Below are 21794 nucleotides of genomic sequence, written 5' to 3' on the forward strand. Positions count from 1 at the left end.
TACTGTTCCTTATCACAAAAATTGGCACAGAGTTTAAAAGGGTGCACAGAGAGTTGTGAACCGTTAATATTTGCAATTATCTGTGAAAAAAATTGAAAGGTAATCATGTGGTCTGAATATTCCCTGGAAGTGATAGATGCCGTCGCAAGGAATGGCAGTTTCAGTGCCGCGGCACGTGAACTGCACCGGGTACCCTCGGCAATAAGTTATACAGTAAAACAGCAGGAAGACTGGCTGGCAGTGCAATTGTTTGATCGCCAGCACCGTGATGTGGTGCTGACTGCCGCCGGTGAGCACTATGTTCGTGAATGCCGGGGGATTATCAAAAAAATGCAGGAAACCCGGCGCCAATGCCAGCAACTGGCGAACGGCTGGCGCGGGCAGGTAAGTATTGCGGTGGACTGTGTCGTCAGGCGGGGCAGAATGCAGCAGTTGATTATCGATTTTTACCGGCACTTTCCGGATATAGAATTGCACGTCAGCGAAGAAGTTTTTAACGGTGTCTGGGATGCACTGGCCGGAGGACGGGTGGATATGGCTATCGGAGCGACCCAGGCGATCCCTGTCACCGGGCGTTTTGCATTCCGTGATATGGGACGACTTAACTGGCGGTGTATTGTCAGCGCCGGGCACCCTCTGGCGGCTGAAGCCCGGCCGCGCGAGGAACAATTACGGGCATGGCCATCATTACTGTTGGAAGACACCTCAAGGGAATTACCGCGCCGCATTACCTGGACCCTGGATAACCAGCAGCGGATGACGGTACCGGACTGGCAAACGGGGCTGGATTGTGTCAGGGCAGGATTATGTGTTGCTATGGTACCGGGGCATCTCGCCAGACCACTGCTGGACGTCGGAGAAGTCAGGGAACTTCCTCTGCCGTCACCGTTTCCGGAAAGCCCCTGCTGCGTCAGCTGGGCGGAAGAGAGAAGCTCTCCGGCATTACGCTGGCTCCTTGAGTACCTTGGTGATACGCAGACACTTAACCAGGAATGGCTGAGTGAAACCGGTAGTTAACGACGGTAATCGTGGAACGGACCATCGGCCACCGATCGTCTTTCAATCAGTGACGGGTATACTTCTATGGTTTGCGGCTCTTCGCGTTTATTCACAATACGATCCAGCAGCATATCCAGCGCTTTCTCGCCCAGCTCACTTTTCGGCTGGTGAATAGTGGTCAGGGCAGGGGTAAAATACCGCGCGTTGCGCACGTTATCGTAACCAATGATCGATATATCCTGTGGCACACGCAGGCCCTGTTCATCGGCAGCACAAATTGCCCCCATCGCCATAATATCGCCGCCACAGAATACCGCCGTGGGTAATCGCGGCTGAGCGAGTATTTTTTGCATTGCCAGGTAACCGGATTCGGGTTCAAAGTCTCCCTGCACAGTCCATTCTTCACAATGGGTAATACCTGCCTCCTCCAGTGCTTTAAGAAATCCTGCCAGCCTGCCGCCTCCCGTATTACGCTCCATCTGGCCGGGAATACAACCGATATCACGGTGCCCGCGCTCAATCAGATAACGGCCAGCCATGTAACCGCCACGGAAAGCATTGTCCAGTACGGTATCAGTAAAATCACCACGGGACATTCCCCAGTCCATAACGACCATTGGGATATTACGGTTCTCCTCCAGCATATCCAGCAACTCCTGTGGATATTCGGCACACAATACCAGCAGCCCGTCGACACGTTTGCGCGCCATCATCGATAAATAAGCGCGTTGTTTCTGCAAGTCGTTATGCGCATTGCCCAGAATCAGGGTATAGCCATGTTCGAAACATTTTTTTTCGATAGCTTCCACAATCTCGGCGAAATAAGGTGCTTCGAGAGACGTCGACAGCAGACCAAGCGTCTTAGTGTTATTCACCTTCAGACTTCTGGCGACGGCACTGGGAGAGTAATGCAACTCTTTAATCGCTTCCCAAACCGCTTTGCGGGTCGTTTCCGCAACAAAACGGGTCTGATTAATGACATGAGAAACGGTGGTGGTAGAGACTCCGGCGCGTTTCGCCACATCTTTAATTGTTGCCATTCCTTGAGAACTCCTGGTGTTTTAAATTATTGATTTTAAGTGTGTTAATCGTTTGCGTTTTTACAGTTTTATCAGGCCGCTAATGATGCTGCCAGGAGGGGCCGTAAAGGATTACCTGTAAAAAAAGCCTGTGCCTTACAAGGGGAAACAGGGAAGGTTGCGCAACAAAGAGCGGTAATTCTAACAAGGCTGTGCGAATAAAACGAGATTTTTGCGCAGTAGTGTGGGAATATAATAATTACCCTGTACTTTATGTGTCTATAGGAGCTGTCATGGATACGGATTTAAAGCTGGCGCTGACCACCACTATCGTTGCATTACTGATGATTGCGACGTTCAGTTTCACCGCAATACTGCATTAATGTATTCGCACCGGCAGAGGGCTGTTTACCCGCTAAAGGCACGTATAAAGCCGGAAAGTAAGGGTAGCAAGCAGCATTACTGACAGAGAAGCCGATACCCGGCGTGTTGCGGGTATCGGCTTTTTATTTTACGGGGCACGAATTTTTTTACAGTATTAAGGGAAGTGTATTTATTCAGATATTATGTATTACTGATCCTGACGGAATCACCGCGTTAGCGGACATAAATCCCCCCCTGAATACCGGTGCTGCGATATTCAGGGGGGGATTTTCAGTCTCTGGGCGGAGACTAGCGGACTGTGCTCGGGGTTACGACCCGCCGTGCACCAATATAATGCTGTTGCCAGTACTCGTTACTCAGTGCGCTGATCTGGATATCCTTGCCGGTGCGTGGTGACTGAATGAATTTCCCATTGCCCAGATAAACGCCCACATGATCAGCCGCACCGCCACGGTGGATACGGAAGAATACCAGATCACCTTTCTCAAGATCGTTGCGTTTAACCGGTGCAGCATCACGCAGATGGTACATTTCATTGGCAGTACGGGGAATTCTGAAGTTTACCAGGTCTTTATAGGCATAATAAACCAGCCCGCTGCAGTCAAAGCCCGTATGGGGTGAGGAACCGCCCCACTGGTACGGCTTGCCTAACTGATCCATTAATTTAACCATCACAATGGCACGCGCTTTCTGATAGCGTTCACGGTGCAGTTTACTCATGCGGATAGAAGCCAGTTTCGCGGAAGGGCGGCCGGCGGTCCTTTTGGCTATCTGGCGCTGGTGACCGTATTTTCTGAGTGCCGGTGTGCGATGTAACGCAATACGACGTGATTCTTTTTTCGGGCGGCTCTCTCTGACTTTACGCGGGCTGGTCAGATGCTTAACCCGGTGGATAAGGGGCTGTCGGGTTCTGTGGCGTGTACTGGCTGTTTTCAGTGGTTTTCTTTTTCGGCGGGCATCTTCTGTTACCGCTTTTTTGGCTGATTTATGAAATGAAGCATTTATTGCAGTACGTGGCGAAGCCTCTGCGACATTAAAAAAAAGCTGTGCTACAGCCAGAATAAAAAGCGTGGTCAGTAAACGCATAGTTGTCAGGTTACAGGTTAATGTCCTGAAAAAAAGCGGACAAGATTAAAAAAATAACATCTGACTTTTCAGCCAGCCCCAAAATCATTCTAATCCAGATTTTTATAAAATGTTAAGGTCTTTTTGCCGTAATCTGTTACGAGAAGTTTTTTGGTGTAAAAATGAGCGTAAACAGTTAATTAAGTCATCTTTTTACCGGTATTTTTACCGCGGGTATCCGTGTTTTTACCCAACAGAGATCATTTAACCCTGAAGGCGCTGATATTATCTTTTCGACGGAAGATGAAAAATGTCGTTTTCACCCGCGGGTTGATATCGTTACAATAACCGGACATGTCGTTTTGTCCCGAAGGAAGTATGATGAGCACTCTTGAAAAAATTCAGACGCAGATTTCAGAAAACCCGATTCTGCTGTACATGAAAGGTTCACCAAAACTGCCAAGTTGTGGTTTTTCAGCCCAGGCGGTGCAGGCGCTTTCTGCCTGTGGCCAGCGTTTTGCCTATGTGGACATTTTGCAGAATCCTGATATCCGTGCCGAATTACCGAAATATGCTAACTGGCCAACCTTTCCGCAATTATGGGTGGACGGTGAATTAGTCGGTGGTTGTGATATTATTATCGAGATGTATCAGCGTGGTGAACTGCAACAGCTGATTAACGAAACGGCTGAAAAATATCCTGCAGCGGAATAAACCGCGGATGTGACTGAAAACGATGCCCGCCGGCCGATGCGGGCATTTTTTCAGCTGCTAACTGAAAGCGGCAGCCTGTTCTCTGTCAGATCTACAACACCGGTGAACTGTGCTGTGTTTTTTCAGCATCAGCATCAGTATCAGTCGCTAATGGCCATCCTCCCAGCCTTTTCCAGCGGTTAACCAGTTCACAAAACAGGGTTGCTGTCTGTTGCGTATCATACAGGGCTGAGTGTGCCTGATGACTGTCAAACTCCATACCTGCGGCCTTACAGGCTTTGGCAAGTACGGTCTGTCCGAGAACCAGTCCGCTGAGCGCTGCGGTATCGAAAGTGGCAAACGGATGGAAAGGATTGCGTTTCAGATTACTGCGCCGGGCTGCCGCCATAACAAAGCTTTGATCAAACTGGGCATTGTGGGCGACAATCACTGCCCGTCCGCAGTCACTGTCTTTCATCCCTTTACGCACCATTTTGAAAATAGCATGTAACGCATCATGCTCACTTACCCCGTTACGTTGCGGGTCATCAGGATTAATCCCGGTAAATGCCAGAGCCTCAGGGTGAAGCAGGGCACCTTCAAACGGGTTAACATTGAAGTGCAGTGTCTGGTCGGGCTGTAACCAGCCGTCACTATCCATTTTCAGGGTAATCGCAGCTATTTCCAGCAATGCGTCAGTATCGGCATTGAAACCGGCGGTTTCGACATCGATAACCACAGGAAAAAAACCGCGAAAGCGTTGGTTCAGGGCATTCAGGGAACAAATATCGGACATCAGTATCTCATTGGACGAAAAGCGCAGTGGGTAGTATCGTAAAAACAGCAATGGCACAGTGACGGCTATCAGAGGCCGCAGAAAGTGCCTGCCTGTAGCAGGCAGACACTGATGATCAGTGACTCAGGCCCTGACCTGCATATTTTTTCTCGATAAGTTCGATTTTATAACCGTCCGGGTCTTCGACAAAAGCGATAACCGTATTACCACCTTTCACCGGACCGGCTTCACGCGATACTTTACCTCCGCCCTGGCGGATTTTTTCACAGGCTTCAGCCGCGTCCTCGACCTCGATAGCAATGTGGCCATAAGCGTTGCCAGGTTCATAACTGTCAACACCCCAGTTATAGGTCAGTTCAATAACTGCACCTTCACTTTCTTCCGTATAACCGAGGAAAGCCAGCGTATATTTGTACTCGGTGTTTTCACTTTGACGTAACAAACGCATACCCAGCACCCGGGTATAAAAATCTACAGAGCGTTGTAAGTCACCGACACGCAGCATGGTATGAAGCAGACGCATATCATCCTCTTTTTTTCTGTGCAGTCATCAGACATTAATGACCGGAAAGTTTACCGGTCTTTAGTGTAACAGGGAAATCGTTACAGTGAAGCCCGCTTATCGGTCATAAACGGGTAATCGGTGTATCCCTGAGCAGAACCGCCGTAAAATGACTCCGGATGCTGCGGATTCAGTGGTGCATTTTGTTGCAGGCGTTCTGGCAAATCAGGGTTTGCAATATAGTCCCGGCCAAAAGCAACCGCATCAATAAGGCCGCGGTTAATCAGCGCCTCTGCCTTTTGTTTAGTATAGGCACCGGCGCCAATAATTACCCCCGGGAATGCAGCACGGACTTTGTGACGAAAATCGTCACTGTAAGGTGCCCCGCCAGCCCAGTCAGGCTCAGATAAATGCAGATAGGCGACTTTCCGTTTTGCCAGTTCATTGATCAGCCACAGGGCTTCGGCTTCTTCATCCGGTCCGTTGGCTAATGCCTGGAACTCACCGACAGGGGACAGGCGAATGGCAATCCGATCTTTTGCCCAGGCTTCTCCCATCGCATCGACAATGTCCAGTACCAGACGTGCACGGTTTTGCAGGCTGCCACCATATTCGTCGGTCCGCTGATTGGACTGTGCCGACAGGAACTGATGTAACAGGTAGCCATGGGCGGCATGGATCTCTGCCAGGTCAAATCCGGCCTGCTCAGCATTGGCCGCGGCCTGACGGAAATCTGCAATCACTTGCTGAATATCACTGTGGCTCATTTCCCGTGGCAGTGATGTTTTTTCCCGATAGACATTACCGTCAGCATCTTTCAGGGAAGTGCGGGTATTGCCCGGCAGTGCAGAAGGCGCCAGCGGTGGTCGTCCGCCGGGCTGTAGCGACGAATGAGAAATACGTCCTGTATGCCATAATTGTACTGCTATATGTCCCTCAGCAGCATGTACCTGACGGGTAATGTCAGACCAGGCAGCAATTTGCGGGGCGCTATGTAATCCGGGAGCGCCGGCATAACCTTTTGCCTGAAAGGATACCTGGGTGGCTTCAGAAATGATCAGCCCGGCGGAAGCGCGCTGTGTATAATAAACAGCCATCAGCGGTGTGGGAATATCGCCGGGTTCAATACTGCGCAGCCGGGTCAGGGGTGCCATAAAAATACGGTTGGGTACGGTAATTGCGCCAACGGTTAACGGTGTAAAAAGCGGACTGTCAGTCATTTTATTCTCCCCGCGGATGAAGTGTGGTTACAGCATTAACGGCCTGTCCGGAGCCGGCATCAGAGATGATCAGCAGTAACGGGTATCACCGGTCTGTTTCCGGGCCCGGGCAGGCAGAGTAAAGAGCAGGCTGCCTGATGACAATGGACAAGTGGCCTGAACGCACAAACGGACAATTTCCGGCAATGCCGGCCAGTTTTTACGATTGCCAGTGGCATGATCCGGCGCTAGAGTTTAACGGAACTGTAGCAAAAATAACCCGCCGGGCAGAGATTAGCTGGCAGGCATACTCTATGTGCTGAGGGGATAATGGCTGAGCAACTGGAATTTTTCCCTGTCCCGAATCCGTGTCGCGGGATTTGTCGTAGCGACAGCCGGGGCTATTGTCAGGGCTGCCAGCGCAGCCGGGAAGAACGTTTTAACTGGATGACATTCACCGATCCTCAGAAACGTGAGGTACTGCGCATCTGTCTGCAACGGCGCCTGCGTATGCAGCGCCGGAAAAAAACGGCCGAAAGTGAAGAGCCGCAGCAGCCGTCATTATTCTGAACCGTCCGCCGGGGCAGGGGACTAATCAGGAACGGCCTGCTGTAACTGGGCCAGCGAACAGTGCAGGCGCCATAAAATCCCTGCCAGCTCCCGTGCTTCTCTGTCACTGTTAACGGGTAGCCCACGGATCATATCTTCCAGTTCGCTGAGTGTGGCCAGTAGTGAACGATGACGGACGCCCTGTAAACTAATAATATGATGCAATGAACGGAAACACTGATCACGGATGACGATCAGGCTGGCCGAGGCTGACTGCCAGCGGCGTAATTGCCAGACAATATGTGAACAGTTAAGCAATACCACCCCCCAGCGTAACAGCCAGATATGTGCCTGCTGGTTATTACTGTTTTTTAAACGGCTTACCAGGTGATACACGCGGGATTCAAACACGCTTTCACTGAGTCCCGGATGGAGGTGCAGCTGGTCAAGAAATACATGGCGCAGGGCGCGGATATTTCGTCGTGACTTACGGTCGTCAGAGCTGGGACGCAGGATCTGAAATGCCAGCCATGCCAGTAATACGCCGCAGATTTTGGCCACATTATCATTAAGAAATTCGCCGTAATCCCACTGGGGCGGATTAGTCACCGAGATAAATGAGCCAAGATAAACGATTGACTGTCCCCAGAAGCTGGCACTGGCGGGATGTTGCAGCTTCAGAAGATGGCAGGTAATCAGCAGCGGGAATAAAAACAACATCAACTGCCACAGGGCACTGATTTGGATCATCAGACCGAATTTTAATAACAGACTGAAAAAAGACAGTATCAGTAAGGTTTTAAGTAACCCCAGAATCGTTCCTGCCGCGACAGGTGATGACGAATAGAGAACACAGGCGATAGAGGTCAGAGTCAGTGCGGCTGCGCCGCTTTCCCAGTGGCTGTTGATCCAGAAGGTGCCCCCCAGCACAATAGCTGCGAAGGTTCTGACGGCACTCCATCCGGCTTCAGTACTGTCATTTTCTCTGGCCAGAGACGGTACCTGCGGTGGCTGAAAGCGAGTATCTGCATCTGCGGCTGTGATTAAACGGATCCAGCGGCTGACATTCAGATACAGCCAGCAAAAATAACGTAAACGTTCGCAAAACGCCTGCTGGCGATAGTCAGCATCACCTTGCTGAGATATCTGATAAATCAGCACCGCCAGCCGGTATTTATCACAACCCGGGCGTCCGAGCTCCTGCATCACCTGTGTCAGGCCCTGCCTGAGCCCGGCGGGCGCGTCCGGCCAGTTCAGCAGCATACGACGTAATCCCGACAGTATGCCGGTCAGCCGCAGCTGCTGGTGAAGAATATAATTCAGTACATTATTTTGCCGGCGAAAACGGTAATGACTCCAGAATGCCTGAATCCGTAGCAGATTAATGGTCAGGATCTGTGAAATAACCATCTCATGCGCCGCACCGGCAGTAGCAGGGCTGTCATTGGTTAACAGGCTGACGGCATGTGTATACAGTTGCTGATGCATAGTACGTAACGACTGCATCAGTTTATCCCCATCCGATGTGCCTGGCAGGATCATCATCATCAGCCCCGCACAAAGTATACCGGTAATCACTTCGCAAAGCCGTGCCTGCGCCATTTCCCAGACCTGATTAACATCAGTCACATTGACGGTGGTAAACGCAATGATTGCCGCCGTATAACCTGACAGGCAGAAGGCGTAAGCAACATTATTCTGATAATGGCTGGAGATCCAGGTACAGAAGGCCAGCCAGCCGGCAATCGTAAAAATAAACAACCAGGGGTCATTCAGGGCATGTCCGGCAATAATCAGCGCGGCAGTAGCGCCTAACAGACTGCCGCAGATCCGCCCGAGGCTCTTACTGATAGCGCCGCCCACGGTCGGAAAACTGACTACCGCAGCGGATGTCATCGCCCAGTAAGGTTCATCCAGTTGTAAACTATAGGCAAAGGTCAGGGCCAGACACATTGCCAGGCTATTGCGCAAAGCGTAGCGCCACTGCAGGCTATTAGCTTTAACCCAGGGTAATTGCTGCCATTCCAGCCAGTTAAGGTTCATCTGCGGGTCACCGGCGAATAACAATAGTGCAGGTAGTTCCTGCAACCAGCTGAATATTGTCCGGGACTTTGTCCAGCCGGATGCGTACCGGTACGCGCTGAGCAAGCCTTACCCAGGGCACGGTAGGTTTTATTTCCGGAACCAGCCCGTCGGCCTCAATATTCTGGTCGTAGATAGCGCGGCCGATACTTAACACGGTACCGGTCAGTGTGTCGCCATTACTGTAAAGTACTATTCTGGCCGGGTCACCGTCACGGATATGGCGCAGTTTGGTCTCTTCAAAGTATCCCATTACGTAATAGGAGTGGCTGTCCAGCAGAGCAAATAATGGTGAACCTTCACTGGCATAGTTACCTGCGCGGAGAGTCAGGTTAGTAATCCATCCATCGACCGGAGCATAAATTTTGGTCCGTTGCAGGTCCCACAGGGCTTTATCCAGGCTGGCTTGTGCAGCTTTTTCGCTGGCCTGCATGGCATCTGCCGTCTGGCGTGCGATATCCATATCTTCTGCTGAAATAATATTTTTCGGCAGACGGGCACGGCGTTGCTGTTCATGGCGCGCTTTCAGTAAATCGGCCTGTGACCTGGCCAGTAATGCCTGCGCATTATCCACCGCTATTTTTAGCGGTACCTCATCCAGGGTTACCAGTAAGTCACCCCGGCGGACAAACTGGTTGTCAGTAACATTAACCGAAATAATCCGGCCCGATACTTCAGGCGTAATATTTACCAGTTCGGCACGTATCTTCCCGTCACGGGTCCAGGGGGATTGCATATAGTAGTTCCACATCCACCAGCCGGCAATCAGGGCAATAGCAAACACTATCAGGGTCGTAAAATACTTCAGAAGATTCACTTTCATAAGTCATTATCTCAGGCTGAGCAAGCCAAATGCGCCGGCAACACACAGGATAAACAGGGACAGGTCCATCAGCGTCGGGTGCCAGAAAACACCGGAGTACATCCGTGCTCTGATCAGCGGATGGATCATCAGCCAGAAGAAAAAGCCGAGTAAAACAGGCTTAAATATCGGCGGAAAAAATAAAGAATCCCCCAGCACCAGTTCGGTCAGGGAAGAAAAAGGCGGATGGCTACTCCAGTTCATATCTGGCAATCCTTGTCAGCAAAAATACAGCAGAAGAAAAGCAGAAAATGATTTCTGCATCAGGCATTTGTAATTACTCCCTGAAAACCGCAAAATAGTGTAAGATCGAAAATAATGCTTAGCAAGCTAATTATAAGGGAATTGTATGGAGTCTTCATTAGGCACTGATCTTGCCAGACTGGTGCGTATGTGGCGCGCAGTCATTGATAACAGACTGAAACCCCTGGGCCTGACCCAGACCCTGTGGGTGACATTGCATAATATTCACCAGTTACCTCCGGAACAGTCACAAATACAGTTGGCTAAAGCGATTGGTATCGAACAGCCTTCACTGGTCAGAACACTCGATCAGCTGGAAAGCAAGGGGCTTATCAGCAGGCTCCCTTGTGCCGATGATCGCCGGGCTAAAAGAATCACCCTGACAGAGGCCGCAGCACCGGTCATTGAGCAGCTGGAAGGTGTGATTGATCGCAGTCGTGAAGATATTCTTGACGGATTATCCGCTTCAGAAATTTCCACACTGGGGAAGCTTATCGGCAGGCTGGAAAAAAACATTGTCGAACTGCAAGGAAAAGAGAGTCAGTGACAATTTTATCTGACGGAATAACCGGACAATAAACAGCTAATTTTTTACAGACAAAGAACCCGTCGTCAGACGGGTTCTTTAATATTGAGGAGTCTTAGCGGGGGGAAACCGTTACCTGGCTGCCATCAGTGGCGATAGCCACACGCATACCCGCAGAGTAACGGGTATTGCCTTGTTTCTGAACAACCATAATGGTGTTGCCGTCATCTTTACGGATTTCCAGCTCAACGCCCTGTGAAGTATTCAGGCTGCCCTGTACGCCCTGACCGGCCAGGCCGCCCAGTACTGCACCACCGGCTGTCGCCAGGCTGCGTCCGGCACCACCACCGATAGTATTACCGAGGAAGCCACCCAGCACTGCACCACCGATTGCGCCAATAGCATTACTGTCACCGCCTGCCTGGATTTTTACCGGGCGTACGGAAATCAGCGTCCCGTAGGAAACACTCTGCACCTGTTTGGCTTCGCTGGCGCTATAGACATCACCGGACAAATTATTGTCATTGACACATCCGGTCAGTGCCAGGGCAACCGCAGCAACAGCAGTTAAACGTTTAATCATTCAGAAACTCCTTTCAAAAATCGGCGCAATTTGCGCACCTTTGACCACGCTATCATCCAATTATAAAGCAAATTGTGCATTTTGAAGCGATTTTTGCAATTATCAGCATGACATTCTGGAACTGTGTGCATAAACGATAATTCAATCATCGGCAAAATGTATTCAATTAATTGATGATCAATTGTTATCCTGTTCACAATATAAGTCACTAATAATCAGCGGGCGGCTGACAGCCAGCAGCGCCGTAAACTGAGGTTAACATGAAGTCGGGACGATATATCGGAGTAATGTCAGGCACCAGCCTGGACGGAGTGGATGTTGTGCTGGCGGCCATAGACGAACATATCGTTGCCCAGCAAGCCAGTTATTGTCATCCTATGCCGCTCGACATTCGGCAGCAGATACTGGATGTCTGCCAGGGGCACCCCGTGACGTTGTCACAAATAGGCCGGCTTGATTCACGCCTCGGGCAGTTGTTCAGTGAAGCCATAGAAACTCTGATGCGCCGTGAGTCCCTGAACCCGTCGGATATTGTCGGCATTGGCTGTCACGGGCAAACCGTCTGGCATGAACCGGAAGGTGATGCGCCTTTCAGCCTGCAACTGGGAGACAATAATCAGATAGCCGCCCGGACTGGCGTTACGGTGGTCGGGGATTTTCGCCGGCGAGATATGGCGCTGGGGGGGCAGGGAGCGCCTCTGGTTCCGGCGTTTCACCGTGCAGTACTCATGCATCCCGGCGAACGGCGGGTGGTACTGAATATTGGCGGAATTGCCAATCTCTCACTGCTGTTTCCGGGGCAGACTATCCGTGGTTTTGATACCGGGCCGGGAAATATTCTGATGGATGCATGGATATGGCGTAACCGGCAACAACGTTTTGACCGGGATGGTCGCTGGGCCAGTAGTGGTAAAGTTATCCCTGTATTGCTGAAACAGATGCTGGACGATCCCTGGTTCTCGTTACCGACACCGAAAAGTACTGGCCGGGAATACTTTAATCTGTCGTGGGTCGAAAAGCAGTTACAGCGCTTGCCGGGACTTGCCGCCAGTGATGTTCAGGCCACCTTACTGGAATTAACCGCCATGAGTATCGTGCAGCAAATCCGCTTAAACGGACACTGTGATCGTCTGCTGGTCTGTGGCGGAGGAAACCATAACCGGGCATTAATGGCGCGTATTTCGGCCCTGCTGCCGGGGACTGCCGTGGGGAAAACAGATGATGCGGGGATCAGCAGCGATGATATGGAAGCGCTGGCTTTTGCCTGGCTGGCATTTCGTACCTTATCAGGACTGCCCGGTAACCTGCCAGCGGTGACCGGCGCCATAGATTTTACTCTGCTCGGTGCCATTTTCCCTGCCAGTCTGCTGGCAGACGAGTAACAGGCCCGCCCCTGCTAACGGGGGCGATGTAAATAGTGCTGGTGTTGTTTTTTAATGAGTTAGCTAAAATGACTAATGAGAGTGAACCGTTACAAAATATAGCCGACCTGCGTCGTGAATATACCCGCGGGGGATTAAGACGTAAGGATCTGCCTGAACATCCGATGGCGTTATTCGGTCAGTGGCTCAGCCAGGCCTGTGAAGCCCGGCTGCCGGACCCGACGGCAATGTGCGTGGCGACAGTCGATGAGCAGGGGCAACCCTATCAGCGGATTGTATTACTGAAACAATACGATGATAACAGTATGATTTTCTATACTAACCTTGGCAGCCGTAAAGCGCAGCAATTGGCTAATAACCCGAAAATATCCCTGCATTTCCCGTGGCATATGCTGGATCGTCAGGTGATGGTGCTCGGTGAGGCAGAAAAACTCACTGCCGGTGAAGTGCTGAAATATTTCAGCAGCCGTCCCCGCGACAGTCAGATTGGTGCCTGGGTTTCCAGACAATCGAGCCGGATTTCGGCCCGGGGGATCCTCGAAGGTAAATTCCTCGAAATCAGTCAGAAATTTATGCGCGGTGAAGTACCGTTACCGGATTTCTGGGGAGGGTACCGGGTCAGATTTCATACCATGGAATTCTGGCAGGGCGGTGCGCGGCGGCTGCATGATCGTTTTATTTACCAATATCAGAACGACTGCTGGAAAATTGATCGTCTGGCACCCTGATTTTGCGAAATAAGCTATTTCACTACTGGAACAGTTTGTCCGTGCGTTTTATTCTATGCACCTTATTTTTTCCGCCGTTGGCGGAAAGCTGTGTACCAGCAAAGGTGCAGTCTGTTCAATTTGGAGTCGTTAATGACCAGCAGTAACCTGATACAACAATTGCAGGAAAGGGGCCTGATCGCCCAGGTAACGGATGAAGAGGCGTTATCAGAGCGACTGGCACAAGGGCCTATTGCACTGTATTGCGGCTTTGATCCTACCGCAGATAGCTTACATCTGGGCCATCTGGTACCGTTACTTTGCCTGAAACGTTTTCAGGATGCTGGCCATAAACCGGTCGCGCTGGTCGGTGGTGCCACAGGACTTATCGGTGACCCGAGTTTTAAAGCCAGTGAGCGTAAACTGAATACCTCAGAAACCGTCGGCGAATGGGTGGAAAAAATCCGCCAACAGGTCTCCCCGTTCCTGAACTTTGAGTGTGGTGACAACAGCGCGATTGCGGCCAACAACTATGACTGGTTCGGCGGGATGAATGTTCTGACGTTCCTGCGTGATATTGGTAAACACTTCTCTGTGAATCAGATGATTAACAAAGAAGCGGTAAAACAGCGTCTGAACCGTGATGACCAGGGCATTTCGTTTACGGAATTCTCATATAACTTATTGCAGGGATATGATTTTGCCTGTCTGAACAAACTGCACGGTGTCAGCCTGCAGATCGGTGGTTCTGATCAGTGGGGGAATATCACTTCCGGTATCGATCTGACCCGCCGTTTACATCAGAACCAGGTGTTTGGTCTGACTGTGCCGTTAATTACCAAATCTGACGGAACCAAATTCGGTAAAACCGAAGGTGGTGCTGTGTGGCTGGATGCCAGTAAAACCAGTCCGTATAAGTTCTATCAGTTTTGGATCAATACCGCCGATGCCGATGTGTATCGCTTCCTGAAATTCTTCACCTTTATGAGCATTGAAGAAATTAATGCCCTGCAGCAAGAAGATCAGCAGAGCGGTAAAGCACCGCGCGCCCAGTACGTCCTGGCTGAACAAGTGACCCGGCTGGTGCATGGGGAAGAAGGCCTGGCAGCTGCCCGCCGTATTACGGAAAGCTTATTCTCCGGATCCCTGAATTCACTGACGGAAGCTGATCTTGCCCAGCTGGCTCAGGACGGTATGCCGGCGGTCACTCTTTCAGAAGGAGATGATCTGCAACAAGCCCTGGTCGTTGCAGAACTGGTACCTTCCCGTGGTCAGGCTCGCACGTTAATTTCGTCCAACGCTGTTTCCGTTAACGGACAAAAACAATCGGATGCTGAATACCATTTCAGCGCAGACGACAAGTTATTTGGTCGTTACACCGTATTACGTCGCGGTAAAAAGCATTACTGCCTGATAAACTGGCAATAAACAGTAAACGATAAAGGCCGGTCTCCGGCCTTTTTTACGGTTAAATTAAGCGAAAGACGTCATACAATAATGAAAAATATTCTTGCAATACAATCACATGTTGTTTACGGGCATGCAGGTAATGCCGCCGCAGAATTTCCGATGCGCAGAATGGGGGCCAATGTCTGGCCATTAAATACGGTTCAGTTTTCGAACCATACCCAGTATGGTCACTGGACGGGTACGGTTATGCCGGCATCGCATCTGACAGACATTGTCAAAGGTATTGCAGAAATCGATCGCCTGAAAACCTGTGATGCGGTACTGAGTGGTTATCTTGGCTCAGCAGAACAGGGTGAGAAGATCCTGGAAATCGTGCGTGAAGTGAAAACGGTGAATCCGCAGGCATGGTACTTCTGTGACCCGGTGATGGGGCATCCGGAAAAAGGCTGTATTGTCGCCCCCGGAGTGGCCGAATTTCATTGTAAATACTCTCTGCCGGCCAGTGATATTATTGCGCCAAATCTGCTGGAGCTGGAAATGCTCAGTGACCGGCAATTGCATAATATTGATGAATGTATTGACGCCTGTCGCCAGTTAATTGCACAGGGACCCCGTATTGTGCTGGTGAAACATCTGTCACGGGCCGGAAAACGCAGCGACCAGTTTGAAATGCTGTTAGTGACCGCAGATGAAGCCTGGCATATCCAGCGTCCGCTGGTCGATTTCGGGGTACGCCAGCCGGTCGGCGTGGGAGACCTGACCAGTGGTTTACTGCTGGTGGATCTGCTGCACGGTAAATCAATGCAGGATGCCCTTGAACATGTCACTGCTGCAGTATATGAAGTAATGATTAAAACCCATCAGATGGGAGAATACGAGCTGCAACTGGTGGCAGCCCAGGACCAGATAGCGATTCCCGTTCATCAGTTTGTGGCGGAACGATTAAGTTAAATGCTCTTAACGGCAGGGCCGTCGCGGGTCGATGGCCCTGCCTGTAATGATCAAATCCGGTAATTTCGCCGCTGTTACAGCGCCTGGCCGCCGGAAGCCTCAATCCGCCGGTTTCGTCACTGAGTATGGCACTGACCGCATCCCCGATATCCTCTGGCAGCGAGTTTTAAGGCTGCATTTTTACCCGCCCCCCGGCGTTCGCCGCTAATGAGTGTAATGTTCTGGCTCATATTTACGCCGTGAAGAAAAAGGGAATCCAGTCACCATCCTGTTTGCCAATAATTTGATAATAAATGGTCCTGATTACAGTTCACTGTTTCGTTTTCGACAACCCCGGGAAGGGATGGATAAAACTCAGGCAGTTCAGGTGGTTGTCTGTGTGGCGTCAACGGGCAGTGTGACCCGTACCGCGGAGACTGTGTATGGCGTGGCTGACAAACAGAGTACAGGAATATATCCGCAGCTGAGCAAAGGGAAATCCTGCGGCGGACAAAAAAATCCCCGTCAGCAGGCTGGCGGGGATTCGGGATTTAGCGCAGCATCAGTCGCGGGTCATTTTGTGAAGCAATGGCGCGGAAACCAGCATTACCGCAGCAATGATCAGTGTAGTGACCCCGATTTGTTTGAAGACGTGGCTATATACCACCAGTGATTCTACAGGATTGGTCACATCGCCAGGTACCGCCATCAGTCCGGCGACTTTACCGGCAATAACGGCAGCGCAGGCAGTCGTCAGGAACCAGGACCCCATAATAAAGCCCATCAGTCGCTGCGGAACCAGTTGTGCAACCATCGCCAGACCCAGTCCGGAAATCATCAGTTCACCAATACTCTGTAATGCGTAACTGAGGATCAGCCAGTTTACCGAAACAATACCCTGTTCACTGGCATACTCTGCCCCCAGCGGCAGTACCAGAAACGCCCCCGAACATAACAGCATACCGATAGAGAACTTAAACGGCATCGGCAGGCGATCACCCAGTTTGTTGTACAGCATCGCCAGTAACGGGCTGCATACCATAATCCAGAACGGATTCAGTGCCTGGAACTGCTCCGGCTGGAAAGTAATCCCAAAGATCTGGTGTTCAACATTGCGGATGGCAAAGAAGTTCAGTGATGTCGGCATCTGCATATACAGCACGAAGAAGACGATAGCTTCGACCATCAGAATAAATGCCACCATCATTTTGCGGCGCGCAGCACCCTGCAGGGCAAAGGTTTCTTTCGCGAATACCAGTACAATACCGATAGCGATTACCAGTAAAGCAATCCGCGCCACAGACTGGTGATGCAGTAACCCGCTGGCAACGGCGATCAGTACCACCACACCAGCCAGCGTCGCCAGCAGTTTACCTGTATGCAGCGGGGCAAAGTCGGCCGCAGAGCCGTGCTTTTTAACCAGCGATTTCAGGCTCAGGAAGTTAATCAGCGTAAATACCAGTCCGACGACGGACAATGAGAATGCCACGCTCCAGCCGTATTGATTTGCCAGCCATGGGGTCAGCATCATTGAGAACAGGGAGCCGATATTGATGGACATATAAAACATGGTGAATGCACCATCAATACGCGGGTCATCTTTCTCATAACAGGTAGACAGTAAAGACGACGGGTTCGCCTTAAACAGTCCGCTGCCGACAGCAATGGTTGCCATCCCCAGATAGACCACATCAACATGATGGCCGGAGAAAGCGATCAGTGAATAACCCAGCGCCAGTACAATCACCCCGAGGACGATAACCCGCTTGGTTCCCAGAACTTTGTCACCTAACCAGCCGCCGATCGCCGTCAGGCCATAAACCATCGCACTGAAAGAAGAGAACAGGGTGATAGAGTCAGCTTCTGACATCCCCAACTGTTTGACCAGGTAAACAGCCATTATTGCCTGTAAACCGTAGTAACCAAAACGCTCCCAGAGCTCGATGGTGAAAATCAGATAGAACGCTTTCGGTTGCCGAAAGGCATTCATACTGACAGCCTCTTTATTATGTTTGTTTGCAGTAGACACTATTACCTCGGTGTATGATGACCCTGTTTTACGTCAGGAATTAAGTGCGTGCCATGCGTATAATTTTGCATGATCGTTGTTTTTTATAGGTAGTGCGGACATCTGATTCAGACGATAAAAACGATACGGCATAATCACCAGTTGAATGACTGACAGACTGCATTGCATAGATTTTAAAGTTGTTAACAAAGTGCGCAGGATAATTAAATATCGAAAATACGTAACAATCCGATAGAAAGAATAATAAATTAGTGCAGGTAATGCAATGGCAGTGGTTTTGGCTTTTAATGTTTTTATTATGCAAATTTAAAGGGTGTTATCCTGTTTTATTTTTATTTATTGTGTTTTTATGCTATCGATATTTTGTTTTGTGGGGTTTTGTTCTGATGTAAAAAGCGAAGTGTAATAGTAAACGGAATGGGTGAAAATAACAGAAATGGCAGAGTTGGTTTACAGTAAAAAAAAAGACACTACAGTAACTTATTGATTTATATTGCTAATGTCAGACAGGTCCGCGGGCGGATATCTGTCTGTGGATTAACAAAAAAAATTTTTTTTTGAAATTTTTAGTCAGTTTTGTCGCGAAATTCGCATAAATCTTCTATCAGACAGGAACCACAGCGAGGTTTACGGGCAATGCAGGTATACCGCCCGAGCAGGATCAGCCAGTGATGACAGTCCACTTTAAATTCAGCAGGGACGACTTTGAGTAATTTTTGTTCGACCTGATCGACATTTTTACCGGGGGCAAAGCCGGTACGGTTCGACACACGGAAGATATGGGTATCCACCGCGATGGTCGGCCAGCCAAATGCCGTATTCAGTACTACATTCGCTGTTTTTCTGCCCACCCCGGGTAATGCTTCTAAGGCTTCACGGCTTTCCGGCACCTGGCTCTGATGCTGATTCACCAGTATCTGACAGGTTTTAATCACATTTGCCGCTTTACTGTTAAACAGTCCGATGGTTTTTATCGCATCACGGACGCCGTCTTCTCCCAGTGCCAGCATGCTCTCCGGGTCAGGGGCTTTGGCAAACAGCCCGACAGTTGCTTTATTGACACTGACATCCGTTGCCTGAGCCGAAAGCAACACAGCGATTAACAATTCGAACGGTGAGCTGAAATTAAGTTCAGTGGTCGGATGCGGGTTATTGGCCCGCAGCCGGCTAAGGATCTGATAACGTTTCTCTTTATTCACGACGCTTTTCCGGTCTGTAACCGAGTGGCCGCGACCGCCGGCGAAGGGCTTTCAGCCAGTTTTGCGGCTTCGGCTTTGCGTTCAGCATACTGACGGGTGCGCTGATCGATCAGGTATTTGACGGCCAGTAACATACCAAGACCGATAAATGCGCCCGGCGGCAGCATAGCCAGTAACATCGGCGAATCGAAATGGAATACCTGAACACGCAGAACTTTCGCCCAGGGGCCGAGTAACTGGTCAGCACCGTTAAAGATAGTACCGTTGCCAATAATCTCACGCAGAGACCCGAGGGTGACCATGGCACAGGTGGCTCCCATTCCGATAGAAAAACCATCGAGCGCTGAAAGTGCAACACTGGATTTAGATGCCACGGCTTCGGCACGACCAACCACAATACAGTTGGTCACGATCAACGGAATAAAAATCCCCAGTGACTGGTACAGACTGTGTGCATAAGCGCTGATCAGCATCTGTACGCAACTGACGACCGAGGCAATAATCATTACATAAATCGGAATACGAATTTCTGACGGCATCCAGCGCCGCGATAATGAAATGGCGCTGTTAGTTATGGTCAGCACCAGGGTGGTGGCAAGCCCCAGCCCGAGGGCGTTAGTGGCGGTAGACGTCACCGCCAGTAACGGGCACAGGCCCAGTAACTGAACCAGCGCGGAGTTATTTTTCCACAGACCGCCGATCAGTAAGTTTTTAGCTTCACTCATTGAGTATCTCCACATTCTGGCAGCGATGATAGCTGCGATGGCAGTGTTTCAATATACAGGGTGGTACGTTTGGCAGCATTAACTACCGCGCGGGGAGTAATCGTTGCCCCGGTAAACTGGTCAAAATCCCCGCCGTCTTTCTTAACCGCAAAATGGCGATCATCAGGGCCCTGTAATACCACCCCCGAAAAATGCGTTATCCAGTCAGAAATGCGTAATTCAATTTTGTCCCCCAGCCCCGGGGTTTCATGCTGTTCGACGACACGCACGCCGAGAACCTTGCCGTGGAAGTCGGCACCGACCAGCATCTGGATAGCCCCTGAATAACCGTCGGGAGCAGTGGTTTCCAGTGCCACGGCCACCGGAACACCATCCTTGCGTGCCAGATATAAATGGTGCGGGTCCATATTGCCTAATGACTTATCACGCACCACATAGCATTCCTGCTGCAGTTTATTATTATACAGAGATGGCGGAACGACCTGGTCGAGTAATGCTTTTTGTTCCAGTGCCATCTGATGTTCTACCGTTGGTTTGGTCACCATATTAATCACCGCCGTCATACCGGTAGTAATAGCAGCAAATACTGCCAGGGTGACGCCGTTTTTTCGGATAGTATCGAGCATCGGTTATTCCTTACGATGGCCATACACCCGCGGCTGAGTGTAGTAATCAATGAGAGGGACGCAAATATTTGCCAGCAGTACGGCAAAAGCCACACCGTCCGGGTATCCGCCAAAACTGCGGATAAGCCAGGTCAGCAGGCCAGTCAGGGCACCGTATACCAGACGTCCCTTATCGGTTGTTGATGCAGATACAGGGTCAGTGGCAATAAAAAATGCCCCGAGCATGGTTCCGCCGGAGAACAGCTGCATCATCGGCGAGGCCAGGCTGCCAGGAGATAACCACCACCCAACGGTGGCACAGAAAGTCAGCGCCAGTAAAAAACTGACCGGAATATGCCAGCGGATAGTGCCTTTAAACAGCATAAACAGGCCACCGGCCAGAAATCCGACATTCACCCACTGCCAGCCCTGACCACCGAGAATCCCCTGAAAAATGGGCTCAGCCAGTAGCTGGCTGGCGGAATGTCCGGCGCGCAGACCCGTTTTAAACCCGTCCAGAGGGGTAGCCTGACTGACTCCGTCAATACCTGATTGCAGAGCCTGCATCGATAAACCGCCACCCGTATGACCGGTAAAGATCATATTCAGGCTGTCCATCAGACCGGGTTTCACTGACTGTAATGCCTCTGGGGGCAGCCAGCTGGTCATCTGCACCGGGAAAGAGATCAGCAGCACCACATAACCGACCATCGCCGGGTTAAACGGATTCTGTCCCAGCCCGCCATATAATTGTTTCGCAATAATAATCGCGAAGGCGGTTCCGAGGACTATCAGCCACCAGGGAGCCAGTGGCGGAAGACTGACTCCCAGCAGAAGTGCTGTCAGTAAGGCCGAATTATCGGACAGCACCGGTAACACGGGTTGCTGGCGCAGGCGCAGTACCAGACCTTCACAGGCCCAGGCAGTCAGTGCCGCGAGGATCACCTGGATCAGGTTACCGTAACCGAAAAAATACCACTGGGCAGCCAGCCCCGGCAGGGCGGCCAGCAGAACAATGGTCATAATCCGGTGAGTACTGTGCCGGTTATGAGTATAAGGTGAACTTGCAATACGAAAAGCCATTTATTCCTCTGATGTCCTATTCTGCAACACAGGCGTCGCGGAGGTCTGTTGTTCCATAGCGGTAGCCTGTGCGGATTTTTTTGCTTTAGCGCGGGCAATGGCGGCGGCGACTGCGGCTTTACGCGGGTCTTCCGCCACGGCGTTATCTGCAGCGGTTTCTGGTGCTGCCGCAGCGGCGGGTGCCGTTTGTGCCTCTTTTCTGGCTTTAGCACGGGCAATGGC

Annotated in this window: 25 protein-coding genes; 10 read left to right on the plus strand and 15 right to left on the minus strand. The window is 50.7% G+C overall.

Annotation, left to right across the window (positions count from 1 at the left end; genetic code table 11):
- Window positions 1-105: 105 nt before the first annotated feature.
- Window positions 106-1017 carry a DNA-binding transcriptional activator PunR gene (gene punR, locus JK216_RS07215; protein WP_212706850.1) on the plus strand — a complete coding sequence of 304 codons (912 nt, stop codon included), beginning with the start codon at window positions 106-108 and terminating at the stop codon, window positions 1015-1017.
- Here punR and purR read toward each other — a convergent pair.
- Window positions 1014-2039: an HTH-type transcriptional repressor PurR gene (gene purR / locus JK216_RS07220; protein WP_212706851.1), complete on the minus strand. Its 1026-nt coding sequence runs from the start codon at window positions 2037-2039 to the stop codon at window positions 1014-1016. The two genes, punR and purR, sit on opposite strands and share 4 nt — an antisense overlap.
- 272 nt (window positions 2040-2311) lie before the next feature.
- On the opposite strand from purR, the gene JK216_RS07225 reads away from it, so the two are divergent.
- Window positions 2312-2401, plus strand: a complete 90-nt coding sequence (locus JK216_RS07225; RefSeq protein WP_212706852.1) for a YnhF family membrane protein — start codon at window positions 2312-2314, stop codon at window positions 2399-2401.
- Between the two features lie 289 nt (window positions 2402-2690).
- Here JK216_RS07225 and JK216_RS07230 read toward each other — a convergent pair whose 3' ends face one another.
- Complete coding sequence (locus JK216_RS07230; RefSeq protein ID WP_212706853.1) at window positions 2691-3488, minus strand: C40 family peptidase; 798 nt, start codon at window positions 3486-3488, stop codon at window positions 2691-2693.
- 357 nt (window positions 3489-3845) lie between these two features.
- Here JK216_RS07230 and JK216_RS07235 point away from each other — a divergent pair, with 357 nt between their 5' ends.
- Window positions 3846-4181, plus strand: coding sequence for a Grx4 family monothiol glutaredoxin (locus tag JK216_RS07235; protein ID WP_212706854.1), 336 nt, complete (start codon window positions 3846-3848; stop codon window positions 4179-4181).
- Window positions 4182-4272: 91 nt separating this feature from the next.
- On the opposite strand, the gene rnt is transcribed toward JK216_RS07235, so the two are convergent.
- The 3 genes from rnt to JK216_RS07250 form a co-directional block, all read right to left on the minus strand.
- On the minus strand, window positions 4273-4956 hold the full coding sequence (gene rnt / locus JK216_RS07240) for a ribonuclease T (protein ID WP_212706855.1): 684 nt from the start codon (window positions 4954-4956) through the stop codon (window positions 4273-4275).
- Between the two features lie 115 nt (window positions 4957-5071).
- A complete protein-coding gene (gene gloA, locus JK216_RS07245) occupies window positions 5072-5479 on the minus strand; it encodes a lactoylglutathione lyase (RefSeq protein WP_212706856.1) in 408 nt (135 codons plus the stop codon).
- Between the two features lie 80 nt (window positions 5480-5559).
- Window positions 5560-6678, minus strand: a complete 1119-nt coding sequence (locus JK216_RS07250) for an alkene reductase (protein ID WP_212706857.1) — start codon at window positions 6676-6678, stop codon at window positions 5560-5562.
- A 137-nt stretch (window positions 6679-6815) separates the two neighbouring features.
- Between JK216_RS07250 and JK216_RS07255 the strand changes: the two genes are divergently transcribed.
- Window positions 6816-6980: a hypothetical protein gene (locus JK216_RS07255; RefSeq protein ID WP_212706858.1), complete on the plus strand. Its 165-nt coding sequence runs from the start codon at window positions 6816-6818 to the stop codon at window positions 6978-6980.
- 7 nt (window positions 6981-6987) lie between these two features.
- Window positions 6988-7227 (plus strand): DUF1289 domain-containing protein, encoded by a 240-nt coding sequence (locus JK216_RS07260; protein WP_212706859.1) that lies wholly within the window; start codon window positions 6988-6990, stop codon window positions 7225-7227.
- Window positions 7228-7248: 21 nt separating this feature from the next.
- On the opposite strand, the gene JK216_RS07265 is transcribed toward JK216_RS07260, so the two are convergent.
- Genes JK216_RS07265 through JK216_RS07275 form a run of 3 tightly spaced genes read right to left on the minus strand, consistent with a single transcriptional unit; the run spans window position 7249 to window position 10354 of the window.
- Window positions 7249-9249 carry an FUSC family protein gene (locus tag JK216_RS07265; RefSeq protein ID WP_212710163.1) on the minus strand — a complete coding sequence of 667 codons (2001 nt, stop codon included), beginning with the start codon at window positions 9247-9249 and terminating at the stop codon, window positions 7249-7251.
- Window positions 9250-9256: 7 nt separating this feature from the next.
- Entirely contained in the window at window positions 9257-10111 is an 855-nt protein-coding gene (locus tag JK216_RS07270) for an HlyD family secretion protein (RefSeq protein ID WP_212706861.1), read from the minus strand.
- Window positions 10112-10117: 6 nt separating this feature from the next.
- Window positions 10118-10354: a DUF1656 domain-containing protein gene (locus JK216_RS07275; RefSeq protein WP_212706862.1), complete on the minus strand. Its 237-nt coding sequence runs from the start codon at window positions 10352-10354 to the stop codon at window positions 10118-10120.
- A gap of 145 nt (window positions 10355-10499) precedes the next feature.
- On the opposite strand from JK216_RS07275, the gene slyA reads away from it, so the two are divergent.
- A complete protein-coding gene (gene slyA / locus JK216_RS07280; RefSeq protein WP_212710085.1) occupies window positions 10500-10940 on the plus strand; it encodes a transcriptional regulator SlyA in 441 nt (146 codons plus the stop codon).
- A 94-nt stretch (window positions 10941-11034) separates the two neighbouring features.
- Here slyA and JK216_RS07285 read toward each other — a convergent pair whose 3' ends face one another.
- Window positions 11035-11502, minus strand: coding sequence for a glycine zipper 2TM domain-containing protein (locus JK216_RS07285; protein ID WP_212706864.1), 468 nt, complete (start codon window positions 11500-11502; stop codon window positions 11035-11037).
- 260 nt (window positions 11503-11762) lie between these two features.
- Here JK216_RS07285 and anmK point away from each other — a divergent pair, with 260 nt between their 5' ends.
- The 4 genes from anmK to pdxY all read left to right on the plus strand — a co-directional run bounded on the left by anmK (window position 11763) and on the right by pdxY (window position 15952).
- A complete protein-coding gene (gene anmK / locus JK216_RS07290; protein WP_212711308.1) occupies window positions 11763-12884 on the plus strand; it encodes an anhydro-N-acetylmuramic acid kinase in 1122 nt (373 codons plus the stop codon).
- A 68-nt stretch (window positions 12885-12952) separates the two neighbouring features.
- Entirely contained in the window at window positions 12953-13612 is a 660-nt protein-coding gene (pdxH, locus tag JK216_RS07295) for a pyridoxamine 5'-phosphate oxidase (protein WP_212706866.1), read from the plus strand.
- A 132-nt stretch (window positions 13613-13744) separates the two neighbouring features.
- Window positions 13745-15019 carry a tyrosine--tRNA ligase gene (tyrS, locus tag JK216_RS07300; RefSeq protein WP_212711309.1) on the plus strand — a complete coding sequence of 425 codons (1275 nt, stop codon included), beginning with the start codon at window positions 13745-13747 and terminating at the stop codon, window positions 15017-15019.
- A 66-nt stretch (window positions 15020-15085) separates the two neighbouring features.
- Window positions 15086-15952: a pyridoxal kinase PdxY gene (gene pdxY / locus JK216_RS07305; RefSeq protein ID WP_212706972.1), complete on the plus strand. Its 867-nt coding sequence runs from the start codon at window positions 15086-15088 to the stop codon at window positions 15950-15952.
- 541 nt (window positions 15953-16493) lie between these two features.
- Here the strand turns inward: pdxY and dtpA are convergent.
- The 6 genes from dtpA to JK216_RS07335 form a co-directional block, all read right to left on the minus strand.
- Entirely contained in the window at window positions 16494-17960 is a 1467-nt protein-coding gene (dtpA, locus tag JK216_RS07310; protein ID WP_212711310.1) for a dipeptide/tripeptide permease DtpA, read from the minus strand.
- 566 nt (window positions 17961-18526) lie between these two features.
- Window positions 18527-19159: an endonuclease III gene (gene nth / locus JK216_RS07315; protein ID WP_212706870.1), complete on the minus strand. Its 633-nt coding sequence runs from the start codon at window positions 19157-19159 to the stop codon at window positions 18527-18529.
- Window positions 19156-19884, minus strand: a complete 729-nt coding sequence (locus JK216_RS07320; protein ID WP_212706871.1) for an electron transport complex subunit E — start codon at window positions 19882-19884, stop codon at window positions 19156-19158. The genes nth and JK216_RS07320 overlap by 4 nt, the downstream gene beginning before the upstream one ends.
- Window positions 19881-20510 carry an electron transport complex subunit RsxG gene (gene rsxG / locus JK216_RS07325; RefSeq protein WP_212710086.1) on the minus strand — a complete coding sequence of 210 codons (630 nt, stop codon included), beginning with the start codon at window positions 20508-20510 and terminating at the stop codon, window positions 19881-19883. The genes JK216_RS07320 and rsxG overlap by 4 nt, the downstream gene beginning before the upstream one ends.
- 3 nt (window positions 20511-20513) lie before the next feature.
- Window positions 20514-21572 carry an electron transport complex subunit RsxD gene (gene rsxD / locus JK216_RS07330; protein ID WP_212711311.1) on the minus strand — a complete coding sequence of 353 codons (1059 nt, stop codon included), beginning with the start codon at window positions 21570-21572 and terminating at the stop codon, window positions 20514-20516.
- Window positions 21573-21794: hypothetical protein (locus JK216_RS07335; RefSeq protein WP_212715376.1), on the minus strand; the 222-nt coding region annotated here is incomplete at its 5' end.

Origin of the sequence: Tatumella sp. JGM94 (assembly GCF_018257595.1) — a bacterium.
In the GTDB taxonomy this organism is placed as follows: Bacteria; Pseudomonadota; Gammaproteobacteria; order Enterobacterales; family Enterobacteriaceae; genus Tatumella; species Tatumella punctata.